Here is a 21,062-nt window from a genome sequence, read left to right on the forward strand (position 1 = left end):
GGTGGCGTATGGCACGGGTGGTCGTGATCGGGGATCTCATGACCGACGCTGTGGCGCGGGCTTTCTTCCCGCTCGCACGCGGCAGCGACACCCCCGCGTCGGTGATCACCTATGGCGGCGGATCCGGCGCCAACGTCGCCGCGTGGCTGGCCGTCGAAGGCACCGACACCACGCTGGTGGGCCGCCGCGGCTCCGACATCACGGGGCGCACCCGTGAGATGGAGCTCATGGGCTACGGCATCGACGCCCGCATGGTCATGGACCTCGAACGCCCTACCGGTACCTGCGTCGTCATGATCACCCACCGCGGCGACCGCACCATGCTCAGCGACCCCGGCGCCAACGCCGCGCTGCAACCCGAGGACCTCCCCCGCGACGTCTTCGGCCCAGACGCCCACCTGCACGTCTCCGGCTACACCCTGATCAACGAAGGGTCGCGCCGCGCGGCGCGGGTCGCGCTGCGCCACGGCCGCGAGTCCGGCATGTCGATCTCGGTCGACGCCGGGTCGCACGCGCCGCTGGAGCGCGCCGGGGCCGAGGACTTCCTCGACTGGACCAACGGCGCGCGGCTGCTCTTCGCCAACAGCGACCAGGCCACCGTCCTGACCGGGCGCGACGACCCCGAGGCCGCGGCGAAGGTGCTGAGCGCCTGGTTCCCCAACGTCGTCATCAAGATGGGCGACGCCGGGGCCCTGTGGTCGTCCAAGCAGCACAGCGACATCGTGACCGTGCCGGCCGAACCGGTGGAGCCCTCGCCGGGCTCGGTCGGGGCCGGCGACGCGTTCATCGCCGGGTTCCTGCCGCCGTGGCTGGCCGGCAAGCACCCGCGCGACGCCCTCGCAGCGGCCCAGCGGCTCGGCGCGCGCGCCCTGCACCAGCCGGGCGCCCGCCCCGACCTCGGGCCGTGACCCCGGCGGTCCGTGCCGGCTGAAGGGCAGTGCCGGTCGGAGGTCAGTGCCGGTCGGAGGTCAGTGCTGGTCGAACAGCGCGCTGACCGATTCGCCGTCGTGGATGCGCTTGATCGCCTCGGCGAGCGCCGAGGCGATCGACAGCACCGTGAGTTCGGGGATGCGGTTCTCCTCGGGGATGGGCGCGGTGTTGGTGCACACGATCTCGGTGACCCCGGTGGCGGTGATGCGGTCGAGCGCGCCGTCGGCGAACAGGCCGTGCGTGCACGCCACCCGCACACTGCGCGCGCCGCGTTCGCGCAGCTTGTGCACGATCTCGACAGTGGTGCTGCCGCGCGCGATCTCGTCGTCGAGGACGATCGCGTCGCGGCCCGCGACGTCGCCGATGATGTCGGTGATGACCACCCGGTCGTCGCTGAACCGCTGCTTGGCGCCCGCCGCGACGCTCACCCCGAGCATCCGCGAGAACGCCGTGGCGGTCTTGGCGTTGCCGAGGTCGGGCGAGACCACGACCGTGGACGACAGGTCGTGGTTCTTGAAGTGCCCGGCGAGTTCGCGCAGCGCGTGCAGGTGGTCGACGGGGACGCTGAAGAAGCCGTGGACCTGCGGGGAGTGCAGGGTCATGGTGAGGATGCGGCCCGCGCCCGCCGCGACCAGCAGGTCGGCGACGAGGCGGCCGCCGATGGAGATGCGCGGGGTGTCCTTCTTGTCGGAGCGCGCGTAGGCGAAGTGCGGCATGACCACCGTGGTGCGCGCCGCCGAGGCGCCGCGGGCGGCGTCGAGCATCAGCAGCAGTTCGACCAGGTTCTCCTGGACCGGGGCGACCAGCGGTTGGATCAGGAAGACGTCGCGTTCGCGGCAGTTGGCCTGCAACTGGACTTCGAGGCAGTCGTTGGCGAAGCGGGAGACGTGCGACGGTGAGACCGGTTCGCCGAGGTGCGCGCAGATCTCCTCGGCGAGTCCCGGATGTGCGCTGCCGCTGAAGATCGCGATCTCTCGCACAGGTGTGTCCCTTTTCGTGCTGTAACGACGGGGTCGCTGCGAGGATACCCCGCGCGGCTCAGGAGCGGCTCGCCAGGGCGAGGGGGAGCACGGCGGGGGCGCCGGATTCGCGGAGCAGCCGGGCGGCGACGGTGAGGGTCCAGCCGGTGTCGGTGGTGTCGTCGACGAGCAGCACGGGGCCGTCGAGGTGCCGGAGGCGCTCGGCGACCGGGGCGGGGACGGTGAACGCCGACCAGAGCGACGCGAGCCGCTGCGCGCTGTTGTGGCGGCGAGCCCCGGCGCCCTCGGGGCGGGCGTACTCCAGTGAGCCCACGGGTTCGAGCCGCCCCACCTGGGCCAGCCGGGCGGCGAGGTCGGTGATCATGCGGGGGCGGGTCAACGACGGCAGCGCCACCACGCCCACCGGGCGCTGCTCCCACTGCCAGCCGGCGAGGACGCCGACGACCCCGGCGAACACCTGGTCGCTGACCGGGGAGTCGGCGGCGTCGGGGGCGAGCAGGGCGCGCAGCGCCGTGCCCCACCCGATATCGGTGAGGCGGCCGAGGGCACGGCCCTCGGCGGCCTGCTGCTCGGCGCGGATGCGCCCCGACACGTCGACGCCCAGCGCCGCCATGCCGGTGGGCCACTGCCGGCGCGGCGCGACGGGGGTGCCGGGGCGGTCGAGGTGCTCGGTGGCCGCCTCGCGGTACTCGGCGTCGACGGCCGCGGACCAGCGGTGGCCGGTGCAGTTGTCGCACCGGCCGCAAGGGGCGGCCTCGGGGTCGTCGAGCTGGCGGCGCAGGAACTCCATGCGGCAGTGGTCGGTGGCGATGTAGTCGAGCATGGCGCGCTGCTCGGCCTCGCGCGCCGCGGCGACCGCCTTGTAGCGCTGGTCGTCGTAGCTCCACGGCGCGCCGGTGGCGGTCCAGCCGCCGCGCACCCGGCGCACCGCGCCGTCGACGTCGAGGACCTTGAGCATCTGCTCCAGCCGGCTGCGGCTGAGGTCGACCTGTGCCTCCAGGCGCGGGAGGGACATGGGGCCGCCGGCGTCGGCGAGGGCGGCGAGCGTGCGCCGGACGGTGTCCTCGGCGGGGAAGGACAGGCCGGCGAAGTAGGCCCAGATCTGGCGATCCTCGCGGCCGGGGAGCAGGATGACCTCGGCGCGGCGGACCCCGCGCCCGGCACGGCCCACCTGCTGGTAGTAGGAGATGGGCGACTGCGGCGCGCCCAGGTGGATGACGAAGCCGAGGTCGGGTTTGTCGAAGCCCATGCCGAGCGCGCTCGTGGCCACCAGCACCTTGGTGCGGTTGGCGAGGAGGTCGTCCTCCGCGCGGCGGCGGTCCTCGGGGTCGGTCTGCCCGCTGTAGGCGCGGGCGTCGTACCCGCGCTCGGTGAGGAACGCGGCGGTCTCGGTGGCGGCGGCGACGGTCAGCGTGTAGACGATGCCGGAGCCGGGGAGCTCGGCGAGGTGCTGGGCGAGCCAGCTCAGCCGGGCGGGGGTGTCGGGGAGGTCGACCACCGCCAGGTGCAGGCTCTCGCGTTCGAGCGCGCCGCGCAGCACGAGGGTCTCGGCGCCGTCGCCGACTTCGAGCTGTTCGGCGACGTCGCGGGTGACCCGCTCGTTCGCGGTGGCGGTGGTCGCCAGCACGGGGATGCCGGCGGGCAGCTCCTGGAGCAGGGTGCGGATGCGGCGGTAGTCGGGGCGGAAGTCGTGGCCCCAGTCGGAGACGCAGTGGGCTTCGTCGACGACCACCAGGCCGGCGCCGGCAGCGAGTTCGGGCAGCACCCGGTCGCGGAAGTCGGGGTTGTTCAGGCGTTCGGGGCTGACCAGCAGGACGTCGACCTCGCCGGCGCCGATGGCGGCGTAGGTCTGCTCCCAGTCCTCGGGGTTGGCGCTGTTGATGGTCCTGGCCCGGATGCCGGCGCGTTCGGCCGCCGCGATCTGGTTGCGCATGAGGGCGAGCAGCGGCGAGATGATGACGGTGGGCCCGGCCCCCTGGGCGCGGCGCAGCAGGGTGGCGACGAAGTACACGGCCGACTTGCCCCACCCGGTGCGCTGCACCACCAGGGCGCGCCTGCGCTCGGCCGCCAGCGCGTGGACGGCGCTCCACTGGTCCTCGCGCAGCCGGGCGGACTCGCCGGCCAGGGCGCGCAGGTGCCGCTCGGCCTCGGCGCGCATGGCGGAGGGTGCTGCGGGCGCGGGGTCGGGGTTCGCGGTGGTCACCATGGTCACCTTGCTACCAGAGCCGGGCGACAGGCGGCGCCATAGTCCACAGGTCCCGCCGCGACCTGCGGCGGGACACGGCATCGGCCGAGGCGCCGGGCAGGGCGGGGGTCAGGGCGTGCGGCCCGGCGGCAGTTCGCGGTCGTCCGCCGCGGCGATCGCGTCTGCGAGTTCGTCGACCACGAGGTGGTCGGGGTCGACCTCGCCGCGGCTGTAGGCCACCCGGCCCAGGGTCTGGGCGAGTACCGGGACGGTCACGAGCTGGAACAGCGCCACCAGGGCGAGCGGCGCCGCCGAGCCGATGTCGGGGAGTTGGAACGCGGCGCCGACCAGCAGCAGGACCAGGCCGACGGTGTCGGGCTTGGTCGCGGCGTGCATCCGGCCGAGCAGGGTCGGGAAGCGCACGACGCCGATGGTGCCGACCAGGGAGAACAGGGCGCCGAGCGGCAGCAGCACCGCCGTGCACCAGTCGGCGGCGGTCATTCCTGCGGTGAGGTCACCCACGGTCGTGCGCCCTCCTCTCCGCGAACCGGGCCGCGGTGAGCGTGCCCACGAAGCCGAGCAGTGCGACGGTCACCATCAGGCCGATGTAGGCGGAGTCGCCGCGCAGCGCCGCCTCGGCCGCCATGGCGCTGACGACCAGCACCGACATCGCGTTCAGGCAGACGATGCGGTCGAGGACCGAGGGGCCCCGCACCACCCCATAGAGGATGCACAGCACCCCGGCGCCGAGCATGGTGAAGGTCGCGACGAACACGTGGTCGAGCACTGTCATGGGGCCTCCTTCGGTGCGCCGTCGGCCGCTTCGGCGGTGCGCCGTTCGAGCGCGCGCTGCGCGGCCTCGAACTCGGCGACGTCGGCGGCGGTGCCGAACGCGCGGACGAACAACTCCTCGGTGCGCTGCACCTGGGTGCGCAGCTTCGCGGCGTCCTCGGCGGAGTCGACGGGGATGCCGTGCAGGTACACGACGCCGTGCTCGCGGTTCAGCTCGATCACCAGGCTGCCGGTGACCAGCGACAGGCCGCCGCTCATCATCGCGAGGAGGAAGTCGGACCCGGTGCGGGTGGGCACGGCGACGATCGCGCCGCGCGTCCGGGTGGGCCGCCACAGCACCAGGAGCGCGACCTGTGCGCTGGAGACCAGCAGGTCGAGTCCGAAGTAGCCGATCAGCCGCAGCAGCCACAGCGGGCGGATGCGCAGGGGGACGGGGATGTGCGGGAGCTTGGCGACCGCGTAGCAGCCGCAGGCGACGCCGAACCCGGCGATGACGGTGCCCGGGCTGGGGTCGCCCCAGAGGATGACCCACATGGCGGTGAGCCACAGGATGGTCGGCAGCCGGCCGATGACCCTGCGGTGCAGGGAGCGCTCGGCGATGCTCGTGCTCACCCGCTCCCCCTTCCCAGTACCGCCTCGACGTAGGCCCCGCCGTCGAGGAGGTCGACGGCCGCGGTGAAGCTGACCTGCGCGAGGGGCCCGGCCGCGACGGCGACGGCGACCCCGGTCGCGACCATGACCCCGGTCATGGCGGTCATGATGCGCAGCCCGGAGGTGTTGGGCCCGCTGCGCAGGCGCTCACGGGCCTCGACCATGTCGGGCAGCGGCGTCCCCCAGTACGCGCGGGTCCAGATGCGGAAGATCGCGATGAGGGTGAGGAGGCTGGTCAGCACGCCGACGGCGAGGCCCAGTCCCACGAGCCAGCCGCCCTCGGCGGTGACCGCCGCCTGGAACAGCGCGGTCTTGGCGATGAACCCCGACATCGGGGGCAGGCCGGCCAGGCTGAGCGCCGGCAGGAAGAAGAACACGGCGAGCGCGGGCGACACCGTGGTGAGGCCGCGGATGGCGCGCAGCGAGGTGTGCCCGACGTACTGCCGCATGAGGCCGTTCACCAGGAACAGGGTCGCCTGCACCACGATGTGGTGCACGAGGTAGATGATCACCCCGGCGAGTCCGGCGACGGTGTTCAGCCCGAGCCCGAAGATCATGAACCCGATGTGGCTGACCAGCGCGAACGCCATGACCCGGTTGACGTCGTCCTGGACCAGCGCGCCCAGGATCCCGACGATCATCGTGGCGATGGCGACCCACAGCAGCACCGATGTGACGTCGTCGCGCACGAACAGCAGGGTTTGGGTGCGGATGATGGCGTAGACGGCGACCTTGGTCAGCAGCGCCGCGAATATCGCGGAGATGCGGGTGAGCGCCACCGGGTAGCTGTCGGGCAGCCAGAAGTGCATCGGGACGATGGCGGCCTTGATGCCGAACACCACGAAGAACATCAGGGCGAGCACCATGCGCAGTTCGGGGGGTGCCGCGCCGAGCTTGCCCGCGATGTCGGCCATGTTCACGGTGCCGGTCAGCGCGTACACCAGCGCGATGCCGGTGAGGAACAGGATCGAGGACGTCAGGCTGACGACGGTATAGATCATGCTGGCCCGCACCCGCGCCCGGGTCGGCGCCTGGGTGATGAGCGCGTAGCTCGCGGTCAGCATGATCTCGAAGCCGACGAACAGGTTGAACAGGTCGCCCGCGATGAAACTGAGGCACACCCCTGCGGTCAGGACCAGGTAGATGGGGTGGAACACCTGCGGCATGGCGCGGCTCAGGCCGCCGATGTCCTGGCCGATGGCGTACAGCAGCACGACCAGCAGCACCACGGAGGAGACCAGCACCAGCAGCGCCGCCATGGGGTCGGCGACGAGGGTGATGCCGAGGGGCGCCGCCCAGCCGCCGGCCTGGCTGACCACCACCGCGCCGTCCCAGGTGTGCCACAGCAGCAGGGCGGCGTCGACGACCACCGCCGCCAGGCTGATGGTCGCCGTGACCTGCTGGGAGCGGGGTGTGCGCCGCATCAGCAGGGTGATGGCGGCGCCGAGCAGCGGCACCACCAGGGGGACGGCGAGCAGCGCGTTCACGACGGCTCCTCGGGCTCCGTGAGCTTGCTGATGCGGCGGTCCTCCACGTCGTCGGGTACTTCGTCGTTCTCGTCGCCCAGCCAGACCCGGTAGGCGAGCGCGAGCAGGAAGGTGGTCACACCGAAGGTGATGACGATGGCCGTGAGCGCCATGGCGTGCGGCAGGGGGTCGCTCATCTCGCCGGAGCCGCCGCTGAGCAGCGGAGGCAGGGTGATGGCCTCGTCGGTGAGCAGCAGCGACACGTTGGCGGCGTGGCCGAGCATCAGGATGCCGAAGACCACCCGCATCAGCGACCGCTGGAGCAGCAGGTAGAACCCGCACGAGTAGAGGACGCCGACGCTGGCGATGAGGACGAAACCGGGTGTTGTCACTCGTGTCCCTCCTTTTCGGCCCGGAGCCGCCTGCGTTCGCGGCGGGCCTGGTCGATCTCCTGCTCCTGGCGCGCCTCGGCCTCCTCGGCCTCCATACGGGCCCCCAGCGCGGCGACGACGCTGAGGACCAGCCCGACGACGACCAGGAACACCCCGACCTCGAAGACCAGGGCGCTGAGCAGCTTCACCTCGCCGAACACGGGGAGGACGAGTTCGAGCTTGGCGGTGTCGAGGACCGGCTTGCCGAAGAGCAGCGGGAGCCCTGCCGTGGCGCAGGCCAGGAGCAGCCCGAGGGCGAGCAGCCCGTTGGGCCGCATGGGCAGTCCCGCCGCGAGTTCGTGCCGGCCGCCCGCGATGTAGCGCAGCACGTAGGCCATGCTCGCGACCAGCCCGCCGGCGAAGCCGCCGCCGGGGCGGTCGTGCCCCGACACCAGCAGGAACACCGACAGCATCAGGATGGCGGGGATGAGCAGCCGGGCCGCGACCTCCAGCAGCAGCGAGCGCGGGCCGAACGCCGGCCGGACGACGGTGCTCAGCCAGCGCTCCTTCGGCGCCTCCCACCCTTCGGGCGGGCCGGTTCCGCGCACACCCATCAGCGCCTCCCCTCGGTCTGCGCTCCGCCGGCGGGCTGCCCGACGCCGCCGGCCGGCAGCGGCTCACCCGCGCCCTGCCCGTCCGGTCCCGGTTCGTCCCGCCCCTGCTCGTCCTCCGCGGGCTCGTCCTCCTCCGGCTCGTTGACCACCCGGTCCCTGCGGTTCAGCAGGACGAGCGACGCCACGGCGACGGCGGCGGTCGCGAGGACGACGATCTCACCGAAGGTGTCGAGCGCGCGGAAGTCGGCGAGGATGACGTTCACCAGGTTGCCGCCGCCGGCCCCTTCGGCGTGCTCGGCGTAGCCGCCCGACACGGGCGGTGCCGTCCGCGCGGCGGTGGCCAGCCACAGGGTCACCGCGATGAAGGTCCCCGCAGCGGTGCACATGAGGACGGTCATGCGCTTGCCCCAGCCGTTGGGCCGGGTGTGGAAGGTGGCGGGCAGCCGCCGCAGCACGAACACCAGGATGATGGTCGTGAGGGTCTCGACCAGGACGAGGGTCAGCGCGAGGTCGGGCGCGCCGTGCAGCACGAACAGCCCCGCGGTGCCGAACCCGAGCGCGCTGATGATGATCAGCGCGGGGAACCGGCGGTGCTCGCGCACGGTCGCAACGGCGGTGACGACGAGGGTGACGGCGACAACGAGCTCCAGCGGGTTGTCCCAGAGCCGGAACGACTCATCGCCGGTCGGCAGGGCGAGGTCGCCCCGCACCAGGGCGACGAGGAGCCGCACCCCGGGCAGCGCGAGCAGCGTCGCCAGGATGATCCCCAGGTAGACGGGCAGGGAGCCGGTCTGCAAGCGGCGGGTGACGCTCAGCGCGGCCGCGTAGCTGGAGTGGACGAACAGGTGGTAGCCGAGGTCGGCCTCCGGAGAGCGGGGCACGGCCTTCTGGAACCGCGCCACAGCGGAGCGTCCGACGAACATCAGCACGCCCAATGCCACGACCAGGACGGAAAGTCCGAGGGCCGGGGTGAGGCCGTGCCACAGCGCGAGGTGGTAGGGCTTCTCGTGGGGGTAGCCGGCGGCGTAGGCCGCGGCGAGCGGGTCGGCGAGGAACGGGGCCGCGCCCAGCACCAGGCCGGCGCCAGAGAGCAGGACCGGCGCCGCGGTGAACGCCGCGGAGGGCAGCGGGAACCGGCGCTCGGAGACGGTGGGCTTGTCGGCGAACGCGCCCCAGAGGAACCGGGCGCTGTAGGCGAAGGTCAGCACCGACGCGGCGACCAGTCCGATGAGCACCGCGACCGAGGCGGCGGCGGGGACGCCGGGGGCGTGGCCGGGGACGAACGCCTCCAACGCCGCCTCCTTGCCCACGAAGCCGAGCAGCGGCGGGAGGCCGGCCATCGACGCCGCAGCGAGCCCCGCCGCCGCGGCGAGCACGGGCATGCGGCGGCCCAGCCCCGACAGCCCGCTGATGCTGCGGATGCCGGTCTGGTGATCGATGATCCCGACGGTGAGGAACAGGGTGGCCTTGAACAGGCCGTGGGCGAGCAGCATCGCGATGAGGGCCGCTGCGGCGGTGTGCGTGCCGGCGCCGGCGAGCAGGGTGAGGAAGCCGAGCTGGCTGACCGTCCCGAAGGCCAGCAGCAGTTTCAGGTCGTCCTGGCGCAGTGCGCGCCACCCGCCGATGAGCATGGTCGCCAGGCCGAAGCCGAGCACCAGCCAGCGCCAGGGTTCGACCTCGGCGAAGCCGGGCGACAGCCGGGCGATGAGGTACACGCCGCCCTTGACCATGGCCGCTGCGTGCAGGTAGCCGCTGACGGGGGTCGGCGCGACCATCGCGCCGGGCAGCCAGTAGTGCAGCGGCACCTGCGCCGACTTCGCGAACGCCCCGGCGAGGATCAGGATGAGCGCCAGCGGCAGCCAGGGGCTGTCGAGCGGCGGGGCCGCCACCAGCTCCGAGATCCGGTAGGTGCCGCCGATGGTGCCGAGGATGATGAAGCCGACGAGCATCGGCAGCCCGAACCCCGCTGTGGTCACCAGCGCCTGGGTGGCGGCCCGCCGGGCGTTCTCCTTGCGGTCGTCGTGGCCCACCAGCAGGAAGGAGGAGACCGAGGTCAGCTCCCAGAAGACGTACAGCGCGAACAGGTTGTCGGCCGTGACCACGCCCAGCATCGACCCGGCGAACACCACGAGCACGGACGCGAGGCGGCCCAGCGCCCGTTCGTCGTCGCGGAAGTAGCCGGCGCTGTAGCAGAAGATCACCGCGCCGATGCCCGACACCAGCAGGATCATGGCGAGGGAGAGCGCGTCGACCCGGAAGTCGAGGCTGATGCCGAGCGAGGGCACCCAGGGAACGGACGCGGCGGCGGGGCGTCCCCCCACGATGGCGGGGGCCGCGCTGAGCGCCCACACCGCGGACGCCGCGAGGGGCAGGCTCGCGACGAGGAATGCGCGGGCGCCCATGACTCGGGTCAGTGGCGGTACCAGCACCGCCACCGCGGCGTGGATCGCGATGAGGAAGGGCAGCATAGGCACGTCAGACACGGTCGGACCGGACGGGGATACCTGAAAAGGTTAGCTTGCGCTCCGAGTCCCGCCTTGACGCGCCCGGCATCGGGTGTACCATCCGCAGCCCGCCCCACCGACTCCAGGACCGTCACTCTTCGTATTTGTACTGCCTAACCAGGAAACATGCCGACCGGCGCGCCGCACGCCGCGCCGATCTGCCTCGGATCACAGTGTCTGATCTCACCGGACACCCGAGGTGAAACTTTGCGTTCCACTTATTTCGGACGCGCCCATCCCCACCCGACCATCGATACCGATCACTTTCAGTGACATTCGGTGTGATGAGTTCGCGGCAGTCACCCCGCAGGGCCAGAATGACGGGCATGGCCCGAACAACGTCTGCTCCCCCTGAGGAACTCGCCGAGAAGATCATCGACATCGATGTGTCCGAGGAGATGCGCGGCAGCTTCCTCGAATACGCGTACTCGGTCATCTACCAGCGTGCCCTCCCCGATGCCCGCGACGGCATGAAGCCCGTCCAGCGGCGCATCCTCTACCAGATGAACGAGATGGGCCTGCGCCCCGACCGCGCGCACGTCAAGTGCGCCCGCGTTGTGGGCGAGGTGATGGGGCGGCTGCACCCGCACGGCGACTCCGCCATCTACGACGCCCTGGTACGGCTGAGCCAGTCGTTCGCCATGCGCGTGCCGCTGGTCGACGGGCACGGCAACTTCGGCTCGCTCGGCGGCGACGACGCCCCCGCGGCCATGCGCTACACCGAGGCGCGGCTCGACCGCGCCGCGCAGCTCCTGGTGTCGTCCATCGACGAGAACGTCGTGGACTTCCGGCCCAACTACGACGGCCAGGAGCTCGAACCCGACGTCCTTCCCGCGGCGTTCCCCAACCTGCTGGTCAACGGCGCCTCCGGCATCGCGGTGGGCATGGCCACCAACATGGCGCCGCACAACCTCGGCGAGGTCATCACCGCGGCGCGGCACCTCATCGCCAACCCCGAGGCGACCCTCGGCGACCTCATGGAGTTCGTGCCGGGCCCCGACCTGCCCACCGGCGGCACCATCGTCGGGCTCGACGGCGTCCGCGACGCCTACGCCAAGGGCCGCGGCACGTTCAAGACCCGCGCCACCGTCAAGGTCGAGAAGGTGTCGCCGCGCCGCACCGGCCTGGTGGTCACCGCGCTCCCCTACAGCGTCGGGCCCGAGAAGGTCGTCTCGCGCATCAAGGAGCTGGTGCAGGCCAAGAAGCTGCAAGGCATCTCCGACCTGAAGGACCTCACCGACCGCACCCAGGGCCTGCGGCTGGTCATCGAGCTGAAGAACGGGTTCAACCCCGAGGCCGTCCTGGAGGACCTCTACCGGCTGACGCCCATGGAGGAGACCTTCGGCATCAACAACGTCGCCCTGGTCGACGGCCAACCGCAGACGCTGGGCCTGCGCGAACTCCTCCAGGTCTACGTCGAGCACCGGCTCGCCGTCGTGCGCCGCCGCTGCGAGTACCGGCGCGCCAAGCGCGAGGAGCGCCTGCACCTCGTCGCGGGGCTGCTCGTCGCGCTCCTCAACATCGACGCCGTCATCGCCCTGATCCGCGAGTCCGACGACTCCACGGCCGCCCGCGAACGCCTCATGGCGACGTTCGAGCTGTCCGAGACCCAGGCGCGCTACATCCTCGACACCCCGCTGCGCCGCCTCACCCGCTTCGACCGGTTGGAGCTGGAGACCGAGAGCGAGCAGCTCACCGGGGAGATCGCCGAGCTCACCGCCATCCTGGAGTCCGACTCCCGGCTGCGCCGCCTGGTCTCCGACGAACTCGCCCAGGTCGCCAAGGACTTCGCCACCCCGCGCCGCACCGAACTGCGCGAGAACAGCGGGGTCGCCCGCAGCGCCGCCATCCCGCTGGAGCTCGGCGACGAACCCTGCACGGTGCTGCTCAGCACGTCGGGCATGGTGGGCCGCAGCAAGGGGGCGGCGCCCCCGGCCATGTTCGAGGGGCTGCGCACCGTCCACGACGCAGTTGCCGTGTCCGTCCCCGCCAGCACCCGCGGCGAGATCGCCCTGGTCACCGACCTCGGGCGGCTGATCCGGGTGCCCGTCCTCGAACTCCCTGAACTCGGCGACGGCGGCGACTCCCCACCGCTCGCCTCGGGCCTGCCGGTAAGCGAGTTCGCCGAACTCGACGAGTCCGCGGGCGAGCGCACGATCTCCCTCGCTGCGCTCGACCCCGACGGCCCCGGCATCGCCGTCGGCACCGCCCAGGGCGTGGTCAAGCGCGTGGCGGCGGACTACCCGCAGAACAAGGACGACTTCGAGGTCATCGCCCTCAAGGACGGCGACCGGCTCGTCGGCGCGGCCCAGCTCGTCACGGGCGAGGAGGACCTCGTCTTCATCACCTCCCACGCGCAACTGCTGCGCTTCCCGTGCTCGTCGGTGCGCCCGCAGGGCCGCCCGGCGGGCGGCGTCGCCGGGGTGAAGCTCGGCGACGGCGCCCAGGCTCGGTGGTTCGGCGCGGTGGCCGTACCCGAGGACTCCGTTGTGGTCACCATCGCCGGCGACTCCAGCGCGCTCGCCGGCACGCAGGCGGGGTCGGCGAAGGTCACCGCGTTCGAGGCGTTCCCGGCCAAGGGCCGCGCCACCGGCGGTGTGCGCTGCCAGCGGTTCCTCAGGGGCGAGGACGTCCTGCTGTCCGGGTGGGTGGGCCGCGCGCCGGCGCGCGCCTCCCGGGCCGACGGCAAACCGGTGCGGCTGCCCGACCTCGACTCCCGGCGCGACGGCTCGGGCGAGCCGCTGGGCCGCCCCGTCGCAACGGTCGGAACCGGCCGGACCGATACTGGAGTGGCAACGGTCTGACCGGGGGTTTACGGGCGTAGCCGTACACCGCTGCCCTGACCCGGGTAGCGGTGTACGGCTTTCGCACGCCGGTCCGCGTCCGGTTCGTCCCATGGGGAGTGGATTATGAACAGCAGCGCATTCGACGACTTCTTCGCAGCGAACGCGGACTATGTCCGCTCATTCCGGCTGGCCGGCCTCGAGGCGGTGGCTGCACGCGGACTCGCCCTGGTGACCTGCATGGACTCCCGGATCGAGCCGCTCGACGTGCTCGGTATCCGGCCGGGCGACGCCAAGATCCTGCGCAACGCGGGCGCGCGGGTCACCGACGACACCCTGCGCACCCTCGTCCTCGCCGTGTACCTGCTCGGTGTCGACCGGGTCCTGGTCATGCCGCACACCCGCTGCAAGATGGCCTCGGTCGCCGACGACGCCGAGGTCCACGACACCATCGCCGCGAACTACGGGGTGGACACCCGCAGCCTCGACTTCCACACCGACAACGACCAGCTCGGCGCGCTCCGGCACGACCTCGAACGCATCAGGCACCACCCGCTGCTGCCGCCGGACCTCGCCGTCACCGGCGGGGTCTACGACGTCGACACCGGAAAGCTGACGCCGTTCGGCGGGTGATGCGCGGCGCCCGGTGGGGAATGCCTGTCTTAGCCGCAGTGTTCTTTCAGCCGTCCCGTTGACGAAGGGAGCGCACATGGCTGAGACGTCCTACGAGACCTACTCCCGCGGCCAGCAGCGTTTCGACATGGGCGACCCCATCGGCGCCGCCCGCATCCTCGCCCCGCTGGCCGCGACCGAGCCCCGCAACCGCACCATGCTGGAGCTGCTCGGCCGCTCCTACTTCCACTCGGCGCAGCTCCAGCGCGCCGAGGAGGTCTTCCGCACCCTCGTCGAACTCGACCCGTGCGACGCGTGGGCGCACATCGCGCTCGCGCGCACGCTCGAACGCCAGAACCGGGGCACCGAGGCGGCGCCGCACCGCCGCATGCACGCCGCGATGTCCGGGGGGTCACTGGACTAACCTCTCGTCCATGACAACGCCGTCAGACGAGACCCCCGGTGGCCCCGCCGACCGCACCTGCGAACGCACCCGTTCGTGGTGCGACGAGGCGATCCGCCGGGTGGTCGCCGACGCCAACCGAAGCGCCGACACCCATCTGCACGTGTTCCCGCTCCCGGAGTCGTGGGGCATCGACCTGTACCTCAAGGACGAGTCGGTGCACCCCACCGGGAGCCTGAAGCACCGCCTCGCGCGGTCGCTGTTCCTCTACGGCCTCGCCAACGGCTGGATCCGCGAGGGCACCACCGTGGTCGAGGCCAGCTCGGGCTCGACCGCCGTGTCCGAGGCGTACTTCGCGCAGCTCGTCGGGGTCGACTTCGTCACCGTCATGCCCCGTAAGACCAGCCCGGAGAAGATCGCGCTGATCGAGCGCTACGGCGGCCGGTGCCACTTCGTCGACATCCCCGCCGACATGTACACCGAGGCCGAGCGGCTCGCGGCCGAACCCGGCGGCCACTACATGGACCAGTTCACCTACGCCGAGCGCGCCACCGACTGGCGCGGCAACAACAACATCGCCGAGTCGGTCTTCGAGCAGCTGGCACTGGAGCGGCACCCCGTCCCCGAATGGGTCGTGGTGGGCGCCGGCACCGGCGGCACCTCGGCCACCATCGGCCGGTACCTGCGCTACCGACGGCACCGGACCCGCCTCGCGGTGGTCGACCCGGAGAACTCCGCGTTCTTCCCCGGCTGGGTCACCGACACCCCCGACTACGCCACCGGCATGCCGTCGCGCATCGAGGGCATCGGCCGCCCCCGCGTCGAACCGAGCTTCGTGCCCTCGGTCATCGACATGATGATCCCGGTGCCCGACGCCGCGAGCATCGCGGCGATGCGCCACCTCAACGACGTCACCGGCCTGTGCGCCGGCGGCTCGACGGGGACCAACCTGTGGGGCGTGTGGCAGCTCGCCGCGCGGCTGCTCGCCGAAGGCCGCACGGGCAGCATCGTCACCCTCATCTGCGACGGCGGCGACCGCTACCGGCACAGCTACTACAACGACGAATGGGTCGCGTCGCAGGGCATGGACCTCGCCCCCTACCGCGCCGCCATCGACACCTTCCTCGCCAAGGGCACCTGGCACCCGCCCGCGTAGCCGCGCGCGACCACCGGCGCCGGAGACCGGGATGTGACCTGAGTTGCAGCTCATAAAGCTGGTGTTCCGGATAAAGGGGCCATAAGCTCTCCTCAGCTTGGCCTCCTGACCCCGACTGAGCTCCTGAGGAATCCCCCGTGCCCCGTCCCCCGCGCCAGGACGGCGGTGCCGGACTCATCGAGTACGGTGCCGTGATCGTCCTCGTGGCGGCCCTCTTCGCCGTCGCGGCCACCAGCAGCGTCGGCCAGTCGGTCACCGCCAACGTCTCCGCCGCCCTCACCTGCCTCGTCCAGTCGTCGTCCGACTGCGAGGGCGAAGAACCCGGCCCCGGAGCACCGGCTGAGCCCGATACCTCGGACGATCCCGATACCACGGACGATCCCGGCGAACCGGCCCCGCAGGATCCGATCATGTCGGCCCCCGAGGACGAGCCCATCGCGGAGAGCTACGAGTGCGGTTCCTTCCAGGGACTCTGCGACTTCGGCCAAGGCGCCGGCGCCGAGGCGCGCGACCTGGTGTCCGACGCCTGGGACGGCGTCCAGGGCACCGGATGCCTGGTCCACATCTGTAGCAACGAGGAGTTCCGGGGGACCTGGGCCGGCGTCGGCGACTCCGCGCGGCAGGTGGTCACCGACCCCCTCGGCGCCATCGAGCAGTCCTGGAACGAGTTCACCGACGGTCCGCAGGAGGACTACGCCAACGGCAACGAGACCCGGTCGGCCGGCCGCTCGGTCGTCCTCGGGATCGGCTCGATCTTCGGTCTCGGCCCCTTGCGCCTGCTGCCGGAGAAGAGGGAGGTGCCCGACCGGCCCGGGCACGAGTACCTCGCGGAAAGCCAGAGCGCCGCCCGCCGCGGCGACGTCTCCTCGGCCCAGCGCAACGCCGACCTCGCCGAGGAGGTCGCCCAGGCCAGCGAGGAAGCGGCCGCGGAGAACCCGAAGGACATGGGACTCGCGGACCAGGCCGAGCGGGACCGGCGGGACGCCGACCAGGCCGCGCTGGAGGTCAGGGGCGCCGAGGCGGTATCGCTGATGCTGGAGACCGAGATCGGCCGGGAGCTCAACGGTGTGCTCAACGAGTCCGGCACCACGATCACGTTCAGCAACGACCCCGATTTGGCGAGGACCGCGTACTTTCAACCGGGCGACAACAGCATCGTCATCGGCCGAGACCTCCTTGACGACCCCCTTGGGGGGATTCATCTCGTCCATGAGGCCGCGCACGCCCGCCGGCAAGCGGAGAACGCCAACTTCCCGCTCGTCGGCTACCCCCGCGACGCCTACCTCAAGAACACCTTGGAGAACGAAGCCGACGCCCAGATCAGCGAGTTCGTCGCCAGGCAGGAGCTCCGCGAGAACGGCACCGATGTCCCGCTGGACGGGCGCGAGCAGTACTACAACGAGAGGTACCTGCACTGGAAGGAGGCCTGGGAGGATGCCCCCGGAGTGAGCCCCGAGGCCGCTGAGGCCCTGGCCCAGACGTCGGCCCGCGAGGATCTGGCGGTGGCCATCGGCTCTATGACATCGTCCAAACCCGGCAACCCGACGTACGAAGAGCAGTACGGCGGCGACTGGGACGCGGCCAATCCCGACGGAGAGTGACCCGTGCGACACCACCCGCACCCGAGACCCGGCCGGGCGAGCGTCCCGATCCGCATTGCGGTCGCCGCGCTCGCCGCGGCCACCATGATCGGGTGCACACCGACGGCCGACCCCGGAAAGGACGGGCAGCAGACCATGGAGACTCCGAGCGAATCGGCCTCGGCCGCACCGCCCGGCGTGCCGGGCGACGCCGACCACCCGGAGGAGCGCCGCCGGGTGGTCCGGGAACTGTGGGAATCGGGCAGCCGCGATACGGCGCGCATCGTCGCATCGCCGGAGTCGATGCATGTCAAGACCGTCGAGAACGACGTGCTTCCGAAGGAATGGGAGCTCCTGCTGTTCCAAGGGAGCGGTCCGCACTCCGCCGCGATCTATGCGGCGGTCGGGCCGCGGGAGTCGACGATCCTCCTCTCCAGAAGGCCCGAAGGCTACGCGAAGCTGGCCGACACGGCCGAGATCCGCGTCGACTCGGCCGACAAGGCCATGGCCGTCACCGAGTTCTTCCTGGACAAGACCCGGGATCTCAGTGTCCACCAGTTCTTCCTCCGCGGCCCCGACGACGCCGAACTCTCCCGGTTCGGTGACGTGTCGAAGGCCGAGGACCAGATCGCGAGGGCCGTCAAGAAGCCCGTCGTCACGGAGAGGCGGAAGGGGTACCAGGTCGTCGCGTTCGTCCAGAGGGCCGACAGGATCGAGCGGTGGAAGGGCACGGTCACCGGCGACGGAAAGGTCAGCGGGACGTTCACGCCGGTCATCACCGACCTCCCGGTCGACACGCTGCGCTGACCATCCGGCGCCGGCACCGCCGCCATTGGGCCGGGCGCCGCACCCTCGAATGGCCCAAGGAAGCAGAGCACTCCGTTGAAACGCACTCCCCCCGCATCCCTCAACGCCGCGCGCGTCGTGCTGTGGACCATGGCGGCCCTCCTTCTTGTCTCGGCCCTCGCGGTCGCCCTCCTCGCGGGCGGCGCGCTCGGGGTCGGCCTCGCGCTCCCGCACACCCTGACCGCGCTGCTGTGCGCCGGGTGCGCCTTCGCCCTGCCCCGGATGGGGCGCCGCGGCCTCATCGGCGCCTGCGTCCTGCTGGGGTTCGTCGCCTTCACCCAGATGGCGCGGATGTTCCAGGGCGAGGCGATGGGCATCGTCGGCGCGGCGATCGCCGTCACCGCACTGGTGCTGCTGCTGACCCCCGCGAGCAGGCGGTACCTCCGAGGGCGGTCCGCGGGAGAGTGACGGGAGCGGCCGGCCGCAGGCTCCGGTCACGGGCCTCCGTGGATGTAGCGGCCCGCGGCGATGGTGGCGGCGACGCGGAGGGCGGGGGTGAGGACCACGACGTCGGCGTCGCAGCCCGGTTCGAGGCGGCCCTTGGTGTGCAGGCCGTGGTGGTGCGCCGGGGCGCTCGACGCGGCGGCGAGCGCGTCGGGCAGCGGGACGCCGGCCGCGCACAGGGTGGCGACCGCGCGGTCCAGTGCGTGCGCGCCGCCGGCGAGTCCGCCGTCTGGTGTGCTGATCCCCTCGGCGGAGAGCACCACCTCGGTGCCCTCCCAGCGCCGGGCGGGCCCGTCGGGCAGCCCCGCGACGTCGCTGCCGTCGCTGACCGCTATGACGCGGGCGGGGCCCGCCACCCGGTGGACGAGGTCGAGCACCGGCGCCGCGAGGTGCCTGCCGTCGGCGATGACCTCGATGCCGACCCGGTCGTCGAGCAGGGCCGCCAGGACGGCGCCGGGCTCCCGGCCCCGAACGGGCGGCAGCGCGTTGAAGCAGTGGGTGACCCGCCGCGCCCCGGCGTCGAACGCCGCTGCCGCCTGGGCGAAGTCCGCGGTGGAGTGCCCGACCGAGACGGTGACGCCGAGGCCGGTGAGGTGTTCGACGGCTGCCAGGCCGCCCGGCAGCTCCGGCGCCAGGGTCACGACCCGCAGTGCGCCCCGCGCAGCGTCGTGGAGCCGGGTGAGTTCGCCGCGCACGGGCGGGCGCAGGTCGGCGCGGCGGTGGACGCCGGACGCCGCCGGGTTGATGAACGGCCCTTCGAGGTGGATGCCCGCGAGCGCCACACCGGAGTCGCCCAGGACGCCCCCCGCTGACGCCAGCCGGCCGGCCGACGGTGTCGAGGAGCACGGGCGCCGGGGTGCTCACCGTTGTCGCCAGGCAACTGGTGACGCCGTGCGCGGCGAGGTGGCGGCCGATGCGGTCGAGCGCTTCGGCCTCGGGGGCCATGAAGCCGGCGCCGAGCGCGCCGTGCACGTGGGTGTCGACGAAGCCCGGCGCGACGATGCCGCCGGTGACGTCGTGGCGCCGCTCCCCCGGCGCCGGGGGCTCGTGCGGCGCCACGATCCCGCTGATCGCCGCCCCCGCTATCAGGAGGTCGGCCTCGACCAGCGCGCCCGCCGGTGTGAGGACGCGGCCACCGTGCAGCCGCAGCGTGGGGGCCCGCGGCGGGCCGCCGGGCACGGGCTAACCCTCCGTCCCGGCGGCGAGGGACCGGCGCATGACCTCCCGCGCGGCCCGGTACCGGGGGACGTCCTGGCGCATGATGTCGGGGTCGAGGCCGCGGGCCTGGGCCAGGCGTTCCGCCAGGCAGTACAGCGGCAGGATCGTCAGCAAGGGGGCGAGCAGGGCCGGGACCTCCGGGACCGGGGTGGCGAGGTCGGCTTCGGCCGCCAGTCGCGGGTCTCCGCCGATGGCCCAGGTGACGGCCCCGATGCCGCGCATCCCGGCGAGGACGCGGGATCCGGCGGCGCTGTGCCCGCGCGGCGCGAGCACGACGGCGAGTTCGCCGTTGCGTGTGCTCGCCCAGGTGCCGTGCGCGGCCTCCTCGATCTGCCAGGAGTCGGCGTGCTGGTCGGCGGCCTCGGTGAGTTTGAGGGCCGCCTCGTTCGCCGTGGCGACCTCCGGCCCGCCGCCGATGACGACGATGCGCGGCACGGACGCGAACTTCGCCGCCAGCTCCTCGGCCTGCTGCCAGGACCGTTCGAGCAGCTCCGCCGCCGGGTCGGCCAGCGCCCGCACCTCCGCCGCGCCGGGTGCCGCTTCGCCGCGCGCCTCTGCCGCCCCGCGCGCCGCGCCGAGGCCGCGCAGCAGGGTGCTGATGTAGCTGCGGGTCTTGGGCAGGGCGGGCTCGTGGCCCCGGTGGTCGGCGAGGACCCGCTCCGCCGAGGTGCCCAGCGGGGACCCGGGCTCGTCGGTGATGGCGACCACCGCCGACCGCGCCCGGCCGGGGAGCCGGGCGCTCGCCACCACGTCGGGCGTGCGGCCGGTGTGCGAGATGGCGAGCAGCGCGTCGCCGTCGGCGAGCGGCGGCGGGAACGCCGCGTACTCGTACGCCTCGCGGACGTCGGTGCGCAGCCCGGCGGACTCGAAGGCGTGGCGCAGCGCCTCCCCCGCGAACAGGGAGGTCCCGCACCCCACGATGTCGAGGGTGCGCGCCGCGCCGAACACGGCGGCGCCGGCCCGCGCCGCCTCCCCGTCGTCCGCCTCGGCGAGCAGCCCGGGGATCTCCGCGATACCCGCGCGCATGAGGCCGCGGCCCGCGGTCATCGCCGCACCACGTCGGCGTTGAGGGAGCGCCGCTTCTGGTCGGGCAGCCATTGCACCGACAGTTCGACGCCCTTCTCCGCGAGCGCCTTCCACGCGTCGATCTCCTCGGGGGTGGCGTGCACCTCCTTGGTGAGCTTGACGCTCGCGCCGGGAGAGCGCACCCCGCCGATGTTGACCTCGGTGTTGGACAGCCCCGCGGCGAAGAGCGGCAGCAGGTCGACCGGCGTCGCGACGAGCAGCAGGACCCGGCCCGCGGGCAGGTTCGCGGCGCGCACGCGGTCGGCGGCCTCGGTGACGCCCCAGATCTCGATCGCCACGCCGTGCGGGACCGCCATGCGCATGAGGCTCGCCTCGAAGGGGTCGTCGGCGGCCCGGTCGCTCACCACGACCAGCGCGTCGGCCCGGACGCTGCGCGTCCATCCCATCGTGACCTGGCCGTGGACCAACCGGTGGTCCACTCGGATCAGCGCAAGCTGCATC

The 21,062-nt window shown here is 72.5% G+C and carries 20 protein-coding genes; 8 read left to right on the forward strand and 12 right to left on the reverse strand.

The features are described from left to right. The first annotated feature begins 17 nt into the window (after window positions 1-17). Window positions 18-908 (forward strand): carbohydrate kinase family protein, encoded by an 891-nt coding sequence (locus tag CLV63_RS00690; protein WP_106581233.1) that lies wholly within the window; start codon window positions 18-20, stop codon window positions 906-908. A gap of 60 nt (window positions 909-968) precedes the next feature. Here CLV63_RS00690 and CLV63_RS00695 read toward each other — a convergent pair whose 3' ends face one another. The 9 genes from CLV63_RS00695 to mbhE form a co-directional block, all read right to left on the reverse strand. After that, entirely contained in the window at window positions 969-1,910 is a 942-nt protein-coding gene (locus CLV63_RS00695; protein WP_106580863.1) for a ribose-phosphate diphosphokinase, read from the reverse strand. Between the two features lie 58 nt (window positions 1,911-1,968). Beyond that, a complete protein-coding gene (locus tag CLV63_RS00700) occupies window positions 1,969-4,116 on the reverse strand; it encodes a RecQ family ATP-dependent DNA helicase (RefSeq protein WP_106580864.1) in 2,148 nt (715 codons plus the stop codon). 108 nt (window positions 4,117-4,224) lie between these two features. After that, window positions 4,225-4,617, reverse strand: a complete 393-nt coding sequence (mnhG, locus tag CLV63_RS00705; RefSeq protein WP_394339723.1) for a monovalent cation/H(+) antiporter subunit G — start codon at window positions 4,615-4,617, stop codon at window positions 4,225-4,227. Then, window positions 4,610-4,888 carry a monovalent cation/H+ antiporter complex subunit F gene (locus CLV63_RS00710; RefSeq protein ID WP_106580865.1) on the reverse strand — a complete coding sequence of 93 codons (279 nt, stop codon included), beginning with the start codon at window positions 4,886-4,888 and terminating at the stop codon, window positions 4,610-4,612. The genes mnhG and CLV63_RS00710 overlap by 8 nt, the downstream gene beginning before the upstream one ends. Next, window positions 4,885-5,499: a Na+/H+ antiporter subunit E gene (locus tag CLV63_RS00715; protein WP_245928500.1), complete on the reverse strand. Its 615-nt coding sequence runs from the start codon at window positions 5,497-5,499 to the stop codon at window positions 4,885-4,887. Before CLV63_RS00715 ends, CLV63_RS00710 begins: the two co-directional genes overlap by 4 nt. Continuing rightward, complete coding sequence (locus CLV63_RS00720) at window positions 5,496-7,025, reverse strand: Na+/H+ antiporter subunit D (protein WP_106580866.1); 1,530 nt, start codon at window positions 7,023-7,025, stop codon at window positions 5,496-5,498. Before CLV63_RS00720 ends, CLV63_RS00715 begins: the two co-directional genes overlap by 4 nt. Continuing rightward, window positions 7,022-7,396 (reverse strand): NADH-quinone oxidoreductase subunit K, encoded by a 375-nt coding sequence (locus CLV63_RS00725; protein WP_106580867.1) that lies wholly within the window; start codon window positions 7,394-7,396, stop codon window positions 7,022-7,024. Before CLV63_RS00725 ends, CLV63_RS00720 begins: the two co-directional genes overlap by 4 nt. Next, complete coding sequence (locus CLV63_RS00730) at window positions 7,393-7,989, reverse strand: MnhB domain-containing protein (protein ID WP_106580868.1); 597 nt, start codon at window positions 7,987-7,989, stop codon at window positions 7,393-7,395. Before CLV63_RS00730 ends, CLV63_RS00725 begins: the two co-directional genes overlap by 4 nt. Beyond that, window positions 7,989-10,472 carry a hydrogen gas-evolving membrane-bound hydrogenase subunit E gene (gene mbhE / locus CLV63_RS00735; protein WP_245928501.1) on the reverse strand — a complete coding sequence of 828 codons (2,484 nt, stop codon included), beginning with the start codon at window positions 10,470-10,472 and terminating at the stop codon, window positions 7,989-7,991. Before mbhE ends, CLV63_RS00730 begins: the two co-directional genes overlap by 1 nt. A gap of 347 nt (window positions 10,473-10,819) precedes the next feature. Between mbhE and CLV63_RS00740 the strand changes: the two genes are divergently transcribed. The 7 genes from CLV63_RS00740 (at window position 10,820) to CLV63_RS00770 (ending at window position 18,281) form a co-directional block, all read left to right on the forward strand. Further along, window positions 10,820-13,297, forward strand: a complete 2,478-nt coding sequence (locus CLV63_RS00740; protein ID WP_106580870.1) for a DNA gyrase/topoisomerase IV subunit A — start codon at window positions 10,820-10,822, stop codon at window positions 13,295-13,297. Window positions 13,298-13,402: 105 nt separating this feature from the next. Further along, the gene (locus tag CLV63_RS00745; RefSeq protein WP_106580871.1) at window positions 13,403-13,909 is read left to right on the forward strand and encodes a beta-class carbonic anhydrase; all 507 of its coding nucleotides are present in this window, start codon (window positions 13,403-13,405) and stop codon (window positions 13,907-13,909) included. Between the two features lie 76 nt (window positions 13,910-13,985). Beyond that, entirely contained in the window at window positions 13,986-14,312 is a 327-nt protein-coding gene (locus tag CLV63_RS00750; RefSeq protein ID WP_106580872.1) for a tetratricopeptide repeat protein, read from the forward strand. A gap of 10 nt (window positions 14,313-14,322) precedes the next feature. After that, window positions 14,323-15,447, forward strand: coding sequence for a PLP-dependent cysteine synthase family protein (locus tag CLV63_RS00755; RefSeq protein ID WP_106580873.1), 1,125 nt, complete (start codon window positions 14,323-14,325; stop codon window positions 15,445-15,447). A gap of 137 nt (window positions 15,448-15,584) precedes the next feature. Then, entirely contained in the window at window positions 15,585-17,048 is a 1,464-nt protein-coding gene (locus CLV63_RS00760) for a DUF6782 family putative metallopeptidase (RefSeq protein ID WP_106580874.1), read from the forward strand. Window positions 17,049-17,051: 3 nt separating this feature from the next. Then, complete coding sequence (locus CLV63_RS00765; protein WP_106580875.1) at window positions 17,052-17,834, forward strand: hypothetical protein; 783 nt, start codon at window positions 17,052-17,054, stop codon at window positions 17,832-17,834. 75 nt (window positions 17,835-17,909) lie between these two features. After that, window positions 17,910-18,281, forward strand: a complete 372-nt coding sequence (locus tag CLV63_RS00770; protein ID WP_106580876.1) for a hypothetical protein — start codon at window positions 17,910-17,912, stop codon at window positions 18,279-18,281. Window positions 18,282-18,307: 26 nt separating this feature from the next. Here the strand turns inward: CLV63_RS00770 and CLV63_RS00775 are convergent, their stop codons facing one another. From CLV63_RS00775 to CLV63_RS00790, 3 genes are all read right to left on the reverse strand, one after another. After that, the gene (locus CLV63_RS00775) at window positions 18,308-19,099 is read right to left on the reverse strand and encodes an amidohydrolase family protein (protein WP_170134105.1); all 792 of its coding nucleotides are present in this window, start codon (window positions 19,097-19,099) and stop codon (window positions 18,308-18,310) included. A gap of 400 nt (window positions 19,100-19,499) precedes the next feature. Next, a complete protein-coding gene (locus CLV63_RS34930; RefSeq protein WP_170134106.1) occupies window positions 19,500-20,582 on the reverse strand; it encodes an SIS domain-containing protein in 1,083 nt (360 codons plus the stop codon). Further along, complete coding sequence (locus CLV63_RS00790) at window positions 20,579-21,061, reverse strand: PTS sugar transporter subunit IIB (protein ID WP_170134107.1); 483 nt, start codon at window positions 21,059-21,061, stop codon at window positions 20,579-20,581. Before CLV63_RS00790 ends, CLV63_RS34930 begins: the two co-directional genes overlap by 4 nt. Between the last annotated feature and the right edge of the window lies 1 nt (window position 21,062).

The sequence above is a fragment of the Murinocardiopsis flavida genome (assembly GCF_003014485.1).
GTDB classification, from domain to species: domain Bacteria; phylum Actinomycetota; class Actinomycetes; order Streptosporangiales; family Streptosporangiaceae; genus Murinocardiopsis; species Murinocardiopsis flavida.

What these genes read in the sequence shown, in the direction of transcription:
- CLV63_RS00700 (WP_106580864.1), bottom strand. Translation starts at nt 4,116, where the DNA reads ATGGTGACCACCGCGAACCCCGACCCCGCGCCCGCAGCACCCTCCGCC.
- CLV63_RS00710 (WP_106580865.1), bottom strand. Translation starts at nt 4,888, where the DNA reads ATGACAGTGCTCGACCACGTGTTCGTCGCGACCTTCACCATGCTCGGC.
- CLV63_RS00730 (WP_106580868.1), bottom strand. Translation starts at nt 7,989, where the DNA reads ATGGGTGTGCGCGGAACCGGCCCGCCCGAAGGGTGGGAGGCGCCGAAG.
- CLV63_RS00740 (WP_106580870.1), top strand. Translation starts at nt 10,820, where the DNA reads ATGGCCCGAACAACGTCTGCTCCCCCTGAGGAACTCGCCGAGAAGATC.
- CLV63_RS00745 (WP_106580871.1), top strand. Translation starts at nt 13,403, where the DNA reads ATGAACAGCAGCGCATTCGACGACTTCTTCGCAGCGAACGCGGACTAT.
- CLV63_RS00750 (WP_106580872.1), top strand. Translation starts at nt 13,986, where the DNA reads ATGGCTGAGACGTCCTACGAGACCTACTCCCGCGGCCAGCAGCGTTTC.
- CLV63_RS00755 (WP_106580873.1), top strand. Translation starts at nt 14,323, where the DNA reads ATGACAACGCCGTCAGACGAGACCCCCGGTGGCCCCGCCGACCGCACC.
- CLV63_RS34930 (WP_170134106.1), bottom strand. Translation starts at nt 20,582, where the DNA reads ATGACCGCGGGCCGCGGCCTCATGCGCGCGGGTATCGCGGAGATCCCC.
- CLV63_RS00790 (WP_170134107.1), bottom strand. Translation starts at nt 21,061, where the DNA reads ATGCAGCTTGCGCTGATCCGAGTGGACCACCGGTTGGTCCACGGCCAG.